The sequence below is a fragment of the Pseudooceanicola sediminis genome (assembly GCF_003575965.1).
GTDB lineage: Bacteria > Pseudomonadota > Alphaproteobacteria > Rhodobacterales > Rhodobacteraceae > Pseudooceanicola > Pseudooceanicola sediminis.
In genome coordinates this window covers 299117-313605 of sequence record NZ_QWJJ01000002.1, presented here as the reverse complement: position 1 = coordinate 313605, position 14489 = coordinate 299117, and the positions used below count along the sequence as shown (strand labels likewise).

13 protein-coding genes and 1 pseudogene are annotated in these 14489 nt (G+C 60.5%); 7 read left to right on the top strand and 7 right to left on the bottom strand.

Going from position 1 to position 14489, the window contains the following annotated elements; genetic code table 11:
- Positions 1 to 40 precede the first annotated feature (40 nt).
- Together DL237_RS03345 and DL237_RS03340 are read left to right on the top strand one after the other, a co-directional pair.
- Entirely contained in the window at positions 41 to 1264 is a 1224-nt protein-coding gene (locus DL237_RS03345) for an argininosuccinate synthase (RefSeq protein WP_119397601.1), read from the top strand.
- Positions 1265 to 1343: 79 nt separating this feature from the next.
- Positions 1344 to 1628 (top strand): SCP2 sterol-binding domain-containing protein, encoded by a 285-nt coding sequence (locus DL237_RS03340; RefSeq protein WP_119397600.1) that lies wholly within the window; start codon positions 1344 to 1346, stop codon positions 1626 to 1628.
- On the opposite strand, the gene DL237_RS03335 is transcribed toward DL237_RS03340, so the two are convergent.
- From DL237_RS03335 to DL237_RS03320, 4 genes are all read right to left on the bottom strand, one after another.
- Positions 1625 to 2344, bottom strand: coding sequence for a sulfotransferase-like domain-containing protein (locus DL237_RS03335; protein WP_119397599.1), 720 nt, complete (start codon positions 2342 to 2344; stop codon positions 1625 to 1627). The two genes, DL237_RS03340 and DL237_RS03335, sit on opposite strands and share 4 nt — an antisense overlap.
- A gap of 159 nt (positions 2345 to 2503) precedes the next feature.
- Positions 2504 to 2923 carry a DUF7282 domain-containing protein gene (locus DL237_RS03330; protein WP_119397598.1) on the bottom strand — a complete coding sequence of 140 codons (420 nt, stop codon included), beginning with the start codon at positions 2921 to 2923 and terminating at the stop codon, positions 2504 to 2506.
- A 129-nt stretch (positions 2924 to 3052) separates the two neighbouring features.
- Positions 3053 to 3910 (bottom strand): ribokinase, encoded by an 858-nt coding sequence (locus DL237_RS03325; protein ID WP_119397597.1) that lies wholly within the window; start codon positions 3908 to 3910, stop codon positions 3053 to 3055.
- Complete coding sequence (locus DL237_RS03320; RefSeq protein WP_119397596.1) at positions 3911 to 6166, bottom strand: NADP-dependent malic enzyme; 2256 nt, start codon at positions 6164 to 6166, stop codon at positions 3911 to 3913.
- 126 nt (positions 6167 to 6292) lie between these two features.
- Here DL237_RS03320 and mutS point away from each other — a divergent pair, with 126 nt between their 5' ends.
- On the top strand, positions 6293 to 8950 hold the full coding sequence (mutS, locus tag DL237_RS03315; RefSeq protein WP_407691896.1) for a DNA mismatch repair protein MutS: 2658 nt from the start codon (positions 6293 to 6295) through the stop codon (positions 8948 to 8950).
- Between the two features lie 56 nt (positions 8951 to 9006).
- Here mutS and DL237_RS03310 read toward each other — a convergent pair whose 3' ends face one another.
- Positions 9007 to 9564 carry a nucleotide exchange factor GrpE gene (locus tag DL237_RS03310; RefSeq protein WP_119397595.1) on the bottom strand — a complete coding sequence of 186 codons (558 nt, stop codon included), beginning with the start codon at positions 9562 to 9564 and terminating at the stop codon, positions 9007 to 9009.
- Between the two features lie 23 nt (positions 9565 to 9587).
- Positions 9588 to 10643 (bottom strand): heat-inducible transcriptional repressor HrcA, encoded by a 1056-nt coding sequence (gene hrcA / locus DL237_RS03305; RefSeq protein WP_119397594.1) that lies wholly within the window; start codon positions 10641 to 10643, stop codon positions 9588 to 9590.
- Positions 10644 to 10755: 112 nt separating this feature from the next.
- Here hrcA and rph point away from each other — a divergent pair, with 112 nt between their 5' ends.
- The 4 genes and pseudogenes from rph to DL237_RS03285 form a co-directional block, all read left to right on the top strand.
- Positions 10756 to 11472, top strand: a complete 717-nt coding sequence (rph, locus tag DL237_RS03300; protein ID WP_119397593.1) for a ribonuclease PH — start codon at positions 10756 to 10758, stop codon at positions 11470 to 11472.
- On the top strand, positions 11465 to 12073 hold the full coding sequence (gene rdgB, locus DL237_RS03295; RefSeq protein WP_199671935.1) for an RdgB/HAM1 family non-canonical purine NTP pyrophosphatase: 609 nt from the start codon (positions 11465 to 11467) through the stop codon (positions 12071 to 12073). The genes rph and rdgB overlap by 8 nt, the downstream gene beginning before the upstream one ends.
- Entirely contained in the window at positions 12066 to 13223 is a 1158-nt protein-coding gene (gene hemW, locus DL237_RS03290; RefSeq protein WP_119397591.1) for a radical SAM family heme chaperone HemW, read from the top strand. Before rdgB ends, hemW begins: the two co-directional genes overlap by 8 nt.
- 3 nt (positions 13224 to 13226) lie before the next feature.
- Positions 13227 to 13574 (top strand): annotated as a pseudogene (locus tag DL237_RS03285) (YbaN family protein); the annotation flags it as partial.
- On the opposite strand, the gene DL237_RS03280 reads toward DL237_RS03285, so the two are convergent.
- A complete protein-coding gene (locus tag DL237_RS03280) occupies positions 13570 to 14475 on the bottom strand; it encodes a ParB/RepB/Spo0J family partition protein (protein WP_119397590.1) in 906 nt (301 codons plus the stop codon). The pseudogene DL237_RS03285 and the gene DL237_RS03280 sit on opposite strands and share 5 nt — an antisense overlap.
- Between the last annotated feature and the right edge of the window lie 14 nt (positions 14476 to 14489).

The following is a 14489-nucleotide window of genomic DNA, read 5'->3' as shown; positions in this document are numbered from 1 at the left end:
CCGCTATCGCCGCTCGAAAATCCGAATGAGGGAAGTAGACATGTCCGCGCCCAAGAAAGTCGTGCTGGCCTATTCCGGCGGCCTCGACACCTCGATCATCCTGAAGTGGCTTCAGACCGAATACGGTTGCGAAGTGGTCACCTTCACCGCTGACCTCGGTCAGGGCGAGGAACTGGACCCGGCCCGTAAAAAGGCCGAACTGCTGGGGATCAAACCCGAAAACATCTATATCGAAGATGTTCGCGAAGAATTCGTGCGCGATTTCGTCTTTCCGATGTTCCGTGCCAACGCTGTGTACGAAGGTCTCTACCTGCTCGGCACCTCCATCGCGCGCCCGCTGATTTCCAAACGCCTGGTCGAGATTGCCGCGATGACCGGCGCGGATGCCGTGGCGCATGGTGCTACCGGCAAAGGGAACGATCAGGTCCGCTTTGAACTGTCCGCCTATGCGCTGAACCCCGACATCAAGGTCATCGCACCCTGGCGCGAATGGGATCTGACCAGCCGCACCCGCCTGCTGGAATTTGCCGAGGCGAACCAGATCCCGATCGCCAAGGACAAACGTGGCGAGGCACCCTTCTCGGTTGACGCGAACCTTCTGCACACATCCTCCGAGGGTAAGGTGCTGGAAGATCCCGCCGTCGCCGCGCCCGATTACGTCTACCAGCGCACCGTCTCGCCCGAGGCCGCGCCGAACGACCCCGAGTTCGTCGAGATCACGTTTGAAAAAGGCGACGCCGTCGCGATCAACGGCGAGGCGCTGTCGCCCGCAACGATCCTGACCAAGCTGAACGAGCTTGGCGGCAAGCACGGCATCGGCCGTCTCGACTTCGTTGAAAACCGCTTTGTCGGCATGAAGTCCCGTGGCATCTACGAAACGCCGGGCGGCACCGTCCTGCTTGAGGCGCACCGCGGGATCGAACAGATCACGCTGGATTCCGGTGCTGGCCACCTGAAAGACTCGATCATGCCCCGCTATGCGGAACTGATCTACAACGGTTTCTGGTTCAGCCCTGAGCGTGAAATGCTGCAAGCCCTGATCGACAAGAGCCAGGAACACGTGACCGGCACTGTTCGCCTGAAACTCTACAAGGGCGCAGCCACCACCGTTGGTCGCTGGTCCGATCACTCGCTCTATTCCGAAGCGCACGTGACCTTCGAGGAAGACGCCGGTGCCTACGATCAAAAGGACGCTGCCGGTTTCATCCAGCTGAACGCCCTGCGTCTCAAGCTGCTGGCCGCCCGGAACCGCCGCATGAAGTGATGTAACGTCACACTTGCTGCATATATTGCGCCGCTCCAATACGCGTTGGAGCGGCGTTTTTCATGGGAGGAGACAGCGCATGACCCTACAAGAGATCGCGGACAAGTTTCAGCGTGGGCTGGATCGCAAACCGATCGATGACAGCCTGAAATTCGACTGCGGCGAAGATGGCGCGATCACCATCAGCGACGGCACTGCCCGTCTGGCCGATGACCCGGCCGATTGCACGATCCACATTTCGCACAAGAACCTGGAAAAGCTGATCGCGGGCAAGCTGAACCCGGTGACCGCCTTCGCCATGGGCAAGATCAAGGTCTCGGGCGACATGTCCGTCGCGATGAAACTGGGCAAGATGCTGGGTTAGGTGCGCAGCCGTACGGCCGCCAGTTTTTCGTAAGACGGCAAGGCCGCCTCGGCCATCTCAGCCAGCTCCCCGCTCAGCACCGGCAGATCGCCCTCCGGTCCCGCGAACCCGGTCGACCCATGCACGGCCCCGTACCAGACATCTGCCCATACGCCGTCGTATGGTTTCGCGCCTGCTGGCCAGTTCAGCATCGCCGGGTCCCACTCCAGCCCGACCTCGTCGCAGAGCGCGCGCAGCATTCCTTCTGGGTCGGCGCGGATATCGACGCTGTCGACCACCACCGGCGCGTGCCCCTCGGCCACCAGCTGATCGTATAGCTCGGCCTGCTGCACAAACCCGATATCGGCCAGCGTGGTCTGGTCATACTTGGCCGCGAAACTGGGCACGACGCGCGCCGGATGCCGGATCAGGAACACGTGCCGCATTCCGTTGAACCAGTCGCGCGGAATCTCGGGCAGCATGTGCTGCGCCATGTGCTTGTGATAGACATGCGTGCGCCCCTCGGGCACCGGGCCCGTCAGCGCGGCAATCACGTCCGCAGCATCCTGGCTCTGCGCGGCCATGATCTGATCGCGCATCGGGTGCTGCAACCCCGTCAGCGCCAGGTAGGCCGCATAGAACGGCTCATCCACCGCCGCAAAATCTGCCCGGTTGCCAAAGGCATACATCATCGCGGTGGAAATATTGCGCGGCCCGGACCAGACTGCCAGCTTCATATAGAATCCCATCCTGTTTCACGTGTGACAAGGGGCACCCGAAACGACAGCCCCTGTTCGCCCCGAGGCTAGGCCCGACGCACACAAAAGCCAATAGACGCAAAAAGGGCCGGGGCATCCCTGCCCCGACCCCGCCTCAAATAGATTGATGAGAGACGCTTATTTCGCAGTGATCACCGACATGACCAGCTTGCCGTCGGGCTTGATCGGACCGTCTTCCTTGGCGCCCAGCGTGTATTCGAACACGCCTGTCTTCATGCCACCCTCTTCGGCATGTACCATCAGCATCAGCATGTCGCCGGACATCACCGGCTCTTGCAGGATCACGGCCACATCATCGGTTTCGCCCATGCGCAGCGGCGCATAGCCGACCACGGGGCCGGGCTTCATCTCGGCGTCCGTACGGTGCACGACCATCCAGCCGTTCGACGGCGCCATCACCTTGCTGGCGCTGACAACACCGTTGGAGACGTCCTGGTCCATCGCCTCGACCATCGGCGACATCATGTGATCCGCCGCAATCGCCGGAACGGCAAATGTGGTCAGCGAAAGGGCGGCAGCAGTCAGAATGCGGTTCATCTCATAATTCCCTGTTTGTATCGGTTCAGCCGGGGCCATCCTTGCCCCGATCCTGAACAGACACGTCCCGCGCGGCCGAAGTGTTTCCCGCGAAATGCGAAATCGCGATCACGTCGCTTCACCGATGCGTTACAACTCGTCCCGCGTCGGGATGACATCTGCCGTTCCAAGGCGCGTGACCATCAGCGCCCCGGCCTTCTGCGCCATCTCCAGCGCGGCCTCCATGGCCAACCCCTGATCCAGACCCGCGATGAGGTATCCGGTAAAGGTGTCGCCTGCCCCGGTGGTGTCGACCGGCGTCACCTTGGGCGCCGCAAAGGTGCGCACCGTGCCTGTTGCGGTGTTGATCCAGCGGCAGCCCTCGCCGCCCAGCGTGATCACTACATCCGCAATCGGCAATGCCTCGGGTGGCTGCCCCAATGCGGCCTCCAGCTGTTCGGCCTCGACGGCATTCATCACCAGGATATCCAGATGCTCCATCACCGCAGCAACCGCCGCGGCCTCGAACGGCGCGGCCGCGTAGGCCAGGCGCAGGCCGGCGGCCCGTGCGGCACGGGCAAAGTGGTCCTGCACGCTGGTTTCATTCTGAAAGATCGCGGTATCGCCCGGTTTTGCCCGGCTCAGCGCGGCATCTACCATCGCTTCGGTAATGTCGCGATTGGCTCCGTCCAGGATGATGATCTCGTTCTCGCCGGCATCATCCAGCAGGATGACCGCCTGCCCGGACGGACCGGGCAGGTTGGCAAGGTGACCGACCTTCACGCCATAGGTGGCCAGACGATCCTTCATCCATGTGCCGTCTTCGCCCACCGCGCCGATATGTTCCACGTGTGACCCGGCGCGGTGGCAGGCGACGGACATGTTCGCGCCCTTACCCCCAAGACCCTTTTGATGGTCGTACGCCGACAGCGTCTCGCCCGGCGTGGGCATGTGGCGCACCCGATAGACCAGATCGGCATTGACCGACCCGAGGTTCCAGATCGCCATCTACTTGACCTTGCAGGCGGCCAGAACGGCCATGTTCAGAATGTCGTTCACCGTCGATCCGGTCGAACACAGCTGAATCGGTTTATCGACGCCCGACAGGATCGGCCCGATCACCGTGGCGCCGGCCATTTCCTGCATCAGCTTGACGCTGATACTGGCCGAATGCCGCGCCGGAACCACCAGGATGTTGGCATTCCCGGTCAGACGCGAGAACGGATAATTCTCGCGCGAGCGGGTGTTCAGCGCGACATCCACCGTCATCTCGCCCTCGAACTCGAAATCGACTCCGCGCTTTTCCAGAACGGTCGGGGCCAGGTGCATCTTTTCAGCCCGCTCGGAATTCGGATACCCGAAGGTCGAAAACGACACGAAGGCGACACGCGGCTCAAGCCCCAGGTCGCGGGCCACTTCGGCACTACGCTCGGCAATATCGGCCAGATCGTGTTCATTCGGCCATTCATGCACCAGCGTGTCCGCGATCAGCACGATACGGCCCTTGTGAAGGATCGCCGTTGTGCCGACCGCGCCATGTTCGGCGTCAGCATCAAAGACGTGATTGATCAGCTCCATCACATGCGCGGATTTGCGCGTCGCCCCGGTGATCAGCGCATCGCCATGGCCATGCGCCAGCATCAGCGCCGAAAACACGTGACGATCACGGGCGGCAAGGCGATGAATATCCTGCTGGTCCATGCCGCGCCGTTGCAGACGGTCGTACAGGAAATCCTTGTAGCGCGTCAGATGCTCCGTCTTGGCCGCATTGACGATGGTCAGCTCCTCGAACGCATCCCCCAGGCCCGCCGTCGCCAGTTTCTCCATCACGTCGGTTTCACGACCCACGACGATCGCCTCGCCCAGACCCGAGCGCTGGTACATCACCGCCGCCCGCAGGACGCGCGGGTCGTCGCCTTCGGCAAAGATCACACGCGCCTGTGCGTTGCGCGCGCGGGCGTGAATGCCGCGCAGGATGCTCGCCGTCGGATCCATCCGTGATTTCAGCGACAGCTCATAGGCGTCCATGTCGATGATGGGGCGGCGCGCGGCACCGGTCTCCATACCGGCCTGCGCGACGGCGGGCGGAATGACGTAGATCAGGCGCGGGTCGAATGGCGTCGGGATGATGTAGTCGCGCCCGAAGGTCAGCGCGCGGCCATAGGCCATCGCCACTTCGTCCGGCACATCTTCGCGCGCCAGTTTCGCCAGCGCCTCGGCACAGGCGATCTTCATCTCGTCGTTGATGGCGCGCGCGTGTATGTCCAGTGCACCCCGGAACAGGTAGGGAAAGCCCAGGACGTTGTTCACCTGGTTGGGATAATCCGAACGGCCGGTGGCAACGATCACGTCCTCGCGGACCTCGTGCACCTCTTCCGGCGTGATCTCGGGGTCGGGGTTGGCCATCGCAAAGATCACCGCGTTCGGGGCCATGCTCTTGACCATGTCCTGCGTCACGGCGCCCTTGACCGACACACCCAGGAACACGTCCGCGCCGTCCAGCGCTTCGGCCAGCGTGCGCAGATCGGTGCGCGCAGCATGGGCCGACTTCCACTGGTTCATGCCTTCGGTCCGGCCCTGATAGATCACGCCCTTGGTGTCACACATGATGCAGTTGTCGTGCTTGGCGCCCATCGACTTCAGCAGCTCAAGGCAGGCAATGCCCGCCGCCCCGGCACCGTTCAGCACGATGCGGCAGTCCTCGATCTTCTTGCCGCTGATGTGCAGCGCATTGATCAGACCGGCGGCACAGATCACGGCGGTGCCATGCTGGTCGTCGTGAAAGACGGGGATGTCCATCTCTTCCTTGAGGCGCTGCTCGATGATGAAACACTCGGGCGCCTTGATATCCTCGAGGTTGATGCCGCCGAAGGTCGGGCCCATCAGCTTGACCGCCTCGATGATCTTTTCGGGGTCCTCGGTGTCCAGTTCTATGTCGATCGAGTTCACGTCGGCGAACCGCTTGAATAGCACCGACTTGCCCTCCATCACCGGCTTGGACGCCAGCGCGCCAAGGTTGCCCAGACCCAGCACCGCAGTGCCGTTGCTGATCACCGCGACCAGATTGCCCTTGTTGGTGTAATCATAGGCCGTCTCGGGGTTGGCGTGGATCTCCTCGCAGGGCACGGCCACGCCGGGGCTGTAGGCCAGGCTCAGGTCCCGTTGCGTGTTCATCGGCACAGTCGCCGTGATCTCGAACTTGCCGGGGCTGGGTTCCAGGTGAAAGGCAAGCGCGTCTTCGCGGCTGATCTTGGCTTTGGTCATCGCAACGGTACTCCTAAGGTCGCTGCGTCATACACAAGGCCCACGATCTTCTCAACAGTCACGCGCTTTCGCCTTTCGCAGCTGGCTCATGATTTGTACCTTGGGGCAAAGCACTTTGGGGGCCACATGAACACCGCTGCCGCAGTCACACCGATGATGGCACAATTCCTTGAAATCAAGGAACAATATCCGCATGCCCTGCTGTTCTACCGGATGGGCGATTTTTACGAGATGTTCTTTGACGACGCGACCGCCGCTTCGGCCGCGCTCGACATTGCGCTGACCAAGCGCGGCAAGCATCTGGGCGAGGATATCCCGATGTGCGGCGTTCCGGTCCATGCCGCCGAAAACTACCTGCTGACCCTGATCCGCAAGGGGTTCCGCGTCGCCGTCTGCGAACAGATGGAAGACCCCGCCGAGGCCAAGAAGCGGGGCGGCAAATCGGTCGTGCACCGCGATGTCGTGCGCCTCGTCACCCCCGGCACCCTGACCGAGGACTCGCTGCTCGAGGCACGGCGTCACAATTTCCTTGCAGCATACGCCAGCGTACGGGACGAAGCCGCGCTGGCCTGGGTCGACATCTCGACCGGCTCGTTTCACGTGATGCCACTGGCCACCGTCAAACTCGGCCCGGAACTGGCCCGCCTGTCGCCCTCCGAACTGCTGGTCAGCGACGCGGACGAGGCTGCGCTGCGCCCGCTGGTCGAAGATTTCGCCATCGCCCTGACGCCTCTGTCGCGCGGCTCCTACGACAGCACCAATGCGACCAAACGCCTGACGGACCTGTTCCGTGTCGGCACGCTCGACAGCTTTGGCCAGTTCACCCGCGCCGAGGTTTCGGCCATGGGCGCGCTGGTCGACTACCTCGACATCACGCAAAAGGGCAAACTGCCCCTGCTGCGCCCACCCCTGCGCGAAGCTGCCGACAATTCCGTCCAGATCGACGCGGCGACCCGGCGCAACCTTGAAATTACCCATGCGCTCGGCGGCGGGCGCACCGGCTCGCTCCTCTCCTCCATCGATCGGACGGTGACCGCCGTTGGCGCACGCCTGCTGGAACGTCGCATCTCTTCGCCCTCGCGCCACCTCGCGACCATCACCGACCGCCTTGATGCGGTGGATTTCGCCGCCGATCAGACGCGCCTGTCTGAAACCCTGCGCGCCGCCCTGCGCCGCGTGCCCGACCTTGACCGCGCCCTGTCGCGGCTGGCGCTGGAACGCGGCGGCCCGCGCGATCTGGCTGCCATCCGCAACGCGCTGGAACAGGCCGAGGCGATTTCGCAGACCCTCACTGGCACCGACCTGCCAGAACTGCTCAGCGGCGCTGCCGCCGACCTCACCGGCCACGACGACCTGCTCGCCCTGCTTGACAGCGCGTTGATCGCCGAACCGCCGCTTCTGGCACGCGACGGCGGTTTCATTGCCCGCGGATACGATGCCGAACTGGACGAGGTCCGCACCCTGCGTGACGAAGGCAGGGGCATCATCGCCCAGATGCAGCAGCAGTACGCGGAACAGACCGGCATTCCCGCGCTCAAGATCAAGCACAACAACGTGCTGGGCTACTTCATCGAAGTTACCTCGACCCACGCTGAAAAGATGCTCAAGCCGCCGCATTCGGACGCCTTCAAGCACCGCCAGACCACCGCCAATCAGGTACGCTTTACCACGCCCGACCTGTCAGACATCGAAACACGTATCCTGAACGCCGCCGGTCAGGCACAGGCCATCGAAGTGCGCCTGTTCGCCGCCCTGCGCGACGCGATCCTGAACGACGCCCCCGCCCTGACGCAATTGTCACGCGCGCTGGCCGAGTTTGACCTGACCACGTCGCTGGCCGATCTTTCCCGGGCCGAGGATTGGACCCGCCCGCTGGTCGATACCAGCCGCGCGCTGGACATCACCGGCGGTCGTCACCCCGTCGTGGAACAGGCCCTGCGCCGGCAGGGCCATCCTTTCATCGCCAACGATTGCAACCTGTCCGCCGACGCCGAGGCTGCCGCCATCTGGTTGCTGACCGGTCCGAACATGGCGGGTAAATCGACTTTCCTGCGCCAGAATGCCCTGATCGCCCTGCTGGCCCAGATGGGCAGCCACGTTCCCGCCACCCGCGCCCATATCGGTCTGGTCAGCCAGATCTTCTCTCGCGTCGGGGCATCGGATGACCTGGCGCGCGGGCGCTCCACCTTCATGGTCGAGATGGTCGAGACGGCCGCCATCCTCAATCAGGCCGACGACCGCGCGCTGGTGATCCTGGATGAGATCGGCCGCGGCACCGCCACCTATGACGGTCTGTCGATTGCCTGGGCGACGTTGGAACATCTGCACGGCGTCAATCGCTCTCGCGCCCTCTTTGCCACCCACTATCACGAAATGACCGACCTGGCCAAGCGGTTGGCCGGGGTCGAAAACGCCACCGTCGCCGTGCGTGAATACGAAGGCGACGTGATCTTTCTGCACGAGGTGCGCATGGGCGCGGCGGATCGCAGCTATGGCGTACAGGTGGCAAAACTGGCGGGCCTGCCCGACAGCGTGGTCGCCCGCGCCCGCGATGTGCTCGCCTCGCTCGAAGATACCGCGCGCTCAGGCAAGAACCCCAAGGCAGTGATCGACGACCTGCCCCTGTTCGCCGCGGCGCCACCTGCGCCCAAACCTGCCGAAAAAATACCGCCCGGATACCGACACGTTACCGACATGCTTTCCGACATCCATCCGGACGAACTTTCGCCCCGTGATGCGCTCGATCTGCTCTACAAACTGAAAGAGGCATCCCGCGAAAACTAACGCGGAACGCCTCTTGATTGTCTCGACTCGCCGCCCCTTTTTCGGGGCAGCTGCGCCTAACCCTGGTTGGAGCTGACACCCACCTGCGCGGGCCGCAGCAGCCGATCATGCAGCATGAAACCCTCGGCCGAAACCTGGATGATCTCACCGGATTTCGTGCCCGGAACGGGGGCTTCGAACATCGCTTCGTGCTGGTTCGGGTCGAACTTGTCACCGACTTTCGGCGTGATCGGCTCGATCCCATGCTTGCGGAACGTGTTGACCAGCTCGCGCATGGTCAGCTCGATCCCCTCCAGAAGTGCCGCATTTTCCTCGGTTTTTTCGCCTGCCGCATCCAGCGCGCGGGTCAGGTTGTCATACACCGGAAGGATGTCACGCGACAGTTTCGCCCCGCCATAGTTTTCGGCCTCGCGCCGCTGCTTGTCTGCCCGCTTGCGCGAGTTTTCCGCATCGGCCAGCGCCCGCATGAACTTGTCCTTGAACGAATCCCGTTCAGCCCGAAGTGCTTCGATCTCGGCTTCCTCGCTATCGATTTCTTCCATTTCGGCCTCGTAAGCCTCTGCTTCCACGGCCTCGGGGTCGTCCAGAAATTCCTCGTCTCTCGGCTCTGCCATAGTTCACCTCTATCGTCGGCCCGCTAGCGGCGGTCGGAAATCATCCGCCCCACCAGCTGCGCCGTGTAATCCACTATCGGAACGATGCGCCCATAGTTGAGCCGCGTGGGCCCGATGACCCCGACCGCACCGATGATCTTTCGATCCGCGTTCATATAAGGAGAGACCACCAAAGAGGAACCCGAAAGTGAGAAAAGTTTGTTCTCGGACCCGATAAAAATCCTCACACCTTCGCCTTCTTCGGTCAGGTCCAGAAATTCGGCGATATCACGCTTGCGCTCAAGATCGTCGAAAAGGACACGGATCTTGTCCAGATCGGCCTCTTCGCCATCCAACAAATTCGAGCGGCCTCGTACGATCAGGCGCTCATAGCTTTCGCCCTCGCCATCCCAGACGGCCAGCCCGCTTTCGACAAGCGCGCGCGACAACCCGTCAATTTGTTGTTTTCTCGCCTCTATTTCACGTGAAACAACCGTTTTCAGATCGCTCAGCGTACGCCCGGCCATGAGTGAGTTCAGGAAATTAGCGGCTTCGCGCATCGAACTCGGGGTCTGTCCCGGCGGAGGGTTGAAGATGCGGTTCTCCACATGGCCATCGGCAAACACCAGGACCACCAGCGCGCGATCGTGCCCAAGCCCAACGAATTCGATGTGTTTTATCGGTGCTTCATGTTTCGGGGCCAACACCAGAGACGCGCCGCGCGTGGCAAAGCTCAGAGCCGAACCGATGCGGTCCAGGATCACCCCGACATCGCCGCCGTTACCGATTGTCGCGTCGATCTTTTCGCGGTCATCACTGGCAAGATCACCCACTTCCAAGAGGCCGTCGACAAACATGCGCAGCCCCTGCTGCGTCGGCACACGACCGGCACTGACGTGCGGAGAATCCAACAGGCCCATATACTCAAGGTCCTGCATGACGTTGCGAACGGTGGCCGCACTGATCTTTTCGTTCATCACCCGGGTCAGGGTTCGTGAACCTACGGGCTCGCCCGTATCCAGATACCCCTCGACCACCCGACGAAAAACCTCGCGAGTGCGGTCGTTCAATTCGTTAAGGATCGACTTGTTCGTTTCCATATCCTCAACCTTCCCCGAAACGCCATTAGAGTGCACAGTGCGGAAAGGTCAACGGGGCTTGCCTTTGCACCACCCGCTTGCATATCAGGGGCCGCAGATAAAGGGGGACCCGATGAGACCATCTGGAAGAGATCTAAGCGAAATGCGGCCAGTTTCAATCGAAACCGGTGTCACGAAACATGCCGAGGGGTCCTGCCTGATCAAGATTGGGGACACCCATGTTCTGTGCACCGCAACGATCGAACCGCGCGTTCCGCCTTTCATCAAAGGCTCCGGGCTGGGTTGGGTGACGGCGGAATATGGTATGCTTCCCCGATCGACGACGTCGCGTATGCGTCGCGAAGCGGCAATGGGCAAACAAGGTGGACGAACAGTTGAAATTCAGCGCCTTATCGGACGCTCCCTGCGTGCGGGAGTGGATCGAGTGGCCTTGGGCGAGCGTCAAATCACCATCGACTGCGATGTGATCCAGGCCGACGGCGGGACACGCTGCGCCTCGATTACCGGTGGCTGGGTTGCTCTGCGACTGGCCGTCGACAAGTTGATGAAAACCGGTGACGTCACATCGAACCCCTTGGTAGATCCCGTCGCCGCGATTTCTTGCGGAATTTACGCCGGCCAACCAATTCTGGACTTGGACTATCCCGAGGACAGTGAAGCAGGTGTCGACGGAAACTTTATAATGACCGGTACGAAAAAACTGATCGAGGTCCAGATGTCCGCAGAGGGGGCGACCTATTCGCGCGCCCAGATGAACGAACTGCTGGACTTGGCCGAAAAGGGCATTGATGAACTGGTCGCGATACAAAAGGAGGTGACTGGTGCGTAAATTCGACGGCAACGAACTGATCATTGCCAGCCACAACAAGGGCAAGTTGGTCGAAATTGCGGACCTTCTGGCACCGTTCGGCATCAAGGTAACGTCTGCGGCCGAGCACGGGCTAGAAGAGCCAGAAGAAACCGAAGATACCTTTGTCGGCAATGCCCGGATCAAGGCGCATTTCGCAGCCAAGGAAACAGGCCTGCCTGCCTTGTCCGACGACAGCGGTATTTCCGTGGATGCGCTGGATGGCGCGCCCGGCGTTTATACAGCAGATTGGGCCGAAACCCCCAATGGCCGTGATTTCCCGATGGCCATGCAAAAGGTCTGGAACCTGTTGGAAGAAAAAAAGTCGCCGCAGCCGCGCACCGCGGCGTTCAATTGCACGCTTTGCCTTGCCTGGCCTGATGGCCATGACGAGATCTTCGTCGGCAAGGTCGACGGCCGTTTGACATGGCCTATGCGGGGAAGCCAGGGCCATGGCTATGATCCGATGTTTCAGCCCAACGGCTATGAAGAGACGTTCGGCGAAATGAACGCTGACACCAAGAATGCTATGTCCCATCGGGCAGATGCCTTCGCAAAACTCGTGTCGGGCTGTTTTGAGTGAAGATTGGCAAAATGCGGGATTCGGCATTTACGTCCACTGGCCGTTTTGCCAATCCAAGTGTCCATATTGTGATTTCAACAGCCATGTCGCGCAATATGTAGATCAGAAACGGTGGGCGTTAGCCTATGTTCGTGAACTTGAACGCTACGCAGCCCTGACGCCCGGCCGCGTCGTCCAGTCGATATTCTTCGGTGGTGGAACGCCCAGCCTGATGGAGCCGGAAACAGTCGACGCTGTTATTTCGACCATCCGTCGACTCTGGCCCCAAGGCAATGACGTCGAGATCACGTTGGAGGCTAACCCCGGCTCGGTTGAGGCGGAACGCTTTAACGGATATTCGCTTGCCGGCGTGAATCGCGTCTCAATGGGATTTCAGGCGCTCGATGATCGTGATCTTGCGAAATTGGGGCGACTACATACCGTCAAGGAGGCTATGAGGGCCTTTGATATCGCCCGCGCGCATTTTGATGGCGTCAGTTTCGACCTGATTTACGCTCGACAGGATCAAACACTGAAGGGTTGGGAAACCGAGCTCACTCAAGCACTTGGACTGGCCGTGGATCACCTCTCTCTCTACCAGTTGACGGTTGAGGATGGCACCGCCTTCGGGGACAGATACAAGCGCGGCAAACTCCGGGGACTCCCCGACCCCGACCTCGCGGCAGACATGTATGAATTGACCCAATCGCTCTGCGAAGCACATGGCTTTGAATGCTACGAAGTGTCAAATCACGCCCGAGAAGGTGCACGCAGTCGGCACAATTCCCTCTATTGGCGTTATGGAGATTATGTTGGCGTCGGGCCAGGTGCCCATGGCCGTGTAACCCTGAATGGGTCCAAATTCGCCACCGAGGCATTTCGTACGCCCGGTGAATGGATAAAATATGCCGAAAATGGCAGCGCAGACTCAGTTTGTGACCAACTGAGCGGCCCAGAGCAGGCACAGGAATACCTGCTGATGGGTCTCCGGTTGCGCGAAGGAGTCGATCTTTCGCGTTTCGAAGCTCTTAATGGATACCCGCTAAAAGGATCCAAGATCAAAGAATTGAGAGATTTGGGTCTGATTGAGAAAGCAGGAGATCAGCTTTTGGTCACAAGCCAAGGCCGGATGCTGCTGAACGCCGTACTGGACGCGTTATTGGCGGAGTGAAATATGCGATACGTCTGGGTATTTCTCGGGGTTATCTGCATCGGGCTGGGCGCAATCGGCATAGTTTTACCACTGCTACCGACAGTGCCTTTCCTGCTACTCGCGGCTTTTTGCTTTAGCCGATCTTCCGAAGCGTTGCACCAATGGCTGATCTATCACCCATATCTAGGTCCCCCAATCCAGAATTGGTACAGATATGGTGCTATATCCAAGCGCAGCAAGCGTCTGGCTACGCTTGCTGTATGCGTTGTCTTCCTGATCGCCCTGGTAATGGGTCTACGGTCGATGCTTTTGATATTCCAAGGCGTTACCCTAGCCTGTGTCTTGGCATTTATATGGACACGACCTAGCGGGCCGAGCTCAGAATCTGACAAAGTTCGTCCAACTGTTCAAGCGAGTCATAGCGGATCGACAGTTTGCCGGCCTCCTGGCCGGTCACGTGGTCGATTTCTATTTTCATGCCAAGGGCAGCAGACAGATCAGACTCGAGCGCCTTGGTATCAGCATCTTTCTCTCCGAGTGCCTTACTGGCCGCTGCACCCACGCGCACTTTTCTAGATGAGCTCTCTGGCTTCTTTGCGAGTTGCTCTGTCGCGCGGACAGAGAGGCCGTTATCCACAACCCGGCGCGCCAGCATAACGGGATCGTCGGACGTGATGAGCGCGCGTGCGTGACCAGCAGAAAGCTGGCCTTCCTGCAGCATTTCCCGAACTTCATCAGGCAATTGCAAAAGACGCATCAGGTTTGCAATGTGGCTGCGGCTTTTACCCAATGCTTGCGCAAGCTTCTCCTGGGTATGGCCGAACTTTTCCATCAATTGCTTAAAGCCAGCCGCTTCCTCAATTGGATTTAGGTCAGCCCTCTGGATATTTTCGATAATCGCAACTTCAAGGACTTCTATGTCATTGAAATCGCGAACAATTACTGGAAGCTCGTGGAGCTTGGCCATTTGTGCTGCGCGCCAACGGCGTTCGCCGGCAACGATCTCGTATTCACCGGACGCACCAGGCCTAGGCCGCACAATGAGAGGCTGAATCACGCCTTTTTCACGGATGGAGGACGCCAGTTCCTCGAGCTGTGATGAGGTAAAGGTACGACGTGGCTGATCGGGGTTGGGAACCACATTCTCGATCGGGACCAGCATATCTGGACGGCGCGTAGCACCGGCGCTGATCATGCCATCATCATGTGTCACATCCGCCATCAAGGCCGAGAGTCCGCGGCCCAAACCACGCGTTTTTTTCTTCTCCATCGTTCTCTCCTAGA

What these genes read in the sequence shown, in the direction of transcription:
- rph (WP_119397593.1), top strand. Translation starts at nt 10,756, where the DNA reads ATGAGACCATCTGGAAGAGATCTAAGCGAAATGCGGCCAGTTTCAATC.
- DL237_RS03340 (WP_119397600.1), top strand. Translation starts at nt 1,344, where the DNA reads ATGACCCTACAAGAGATCGCGGACAAGTTTCAGCGTGGGCTGGATCGC.
- DL237_RS03325 (WP_119397597.1), bottom strand. Translation starts at nt 3,910, where the DNA reads ATGGCGATCTGGAACCTCGGGTCGGTCAATGCCGATCTGGTCTATCGG.
- hrcA (WP_119397594.1), bottom strand. Translation starts at nt 10,643, where the DNA reads ATGGAAACGAACAAGTCGATCCTTAACGAATTGAACGACCGCACTCGC.
- mutS (WP_407691896.1), top strand. Translation starts at nt 6,293, where the DNA reads ATGAACACCGCTGCCGCAGTCACACCGATGATGGCACAATTCCTTGAA.
- DL237_RS03320 (WP_119397596.1), bottom strand. Translation starts at nt 6,166, where the DNA reads ATGACCAAAGCCAAGATCAGCCGCGAAGACGCGCTTGCCTTTCACCTG.
- DL237_RS03280 (WP_119397590.1), bottom strand. Translation starts at nt 14,475, where the DNA reads ATGGAGAAGAAAAAAACGCGTGGTTTGGGCCGCGGACTCTCGGCCTTG.
- DL237_RS03330 (WP_119397598.1), bottom strand. Translation starts at nt 2,923, where the DNA reads ATGAACCGCATTCTGACTGCTGCCGCCCTTTCGCTGACCACATTTGCC.
- DL237_RS03335 (WP_119397599.1), bottom strand. Translation starts at nt 2,344, where the DNA reads ATGAAGCTGGCAGTCTGGTCCGGGCCGCGCAATATTTCCACCGCGATG.
- DL237_RS03345 (WP_119397601.1), top strand. Translation starts at nt 41, where the DNA reads ATGTCCGCGCCCAAGAAAGTCGTGCTGGCCTATTCCGGCGGCCTCGAC.
- DL237_RS03310 (WP_119397595.1), bottom strand. Translation starts at nt 9,564, where the DNA reads ATGGCAGAGCCGAGAGACGAGGAATTTCTGGACGACCCCGAGGCCGTG.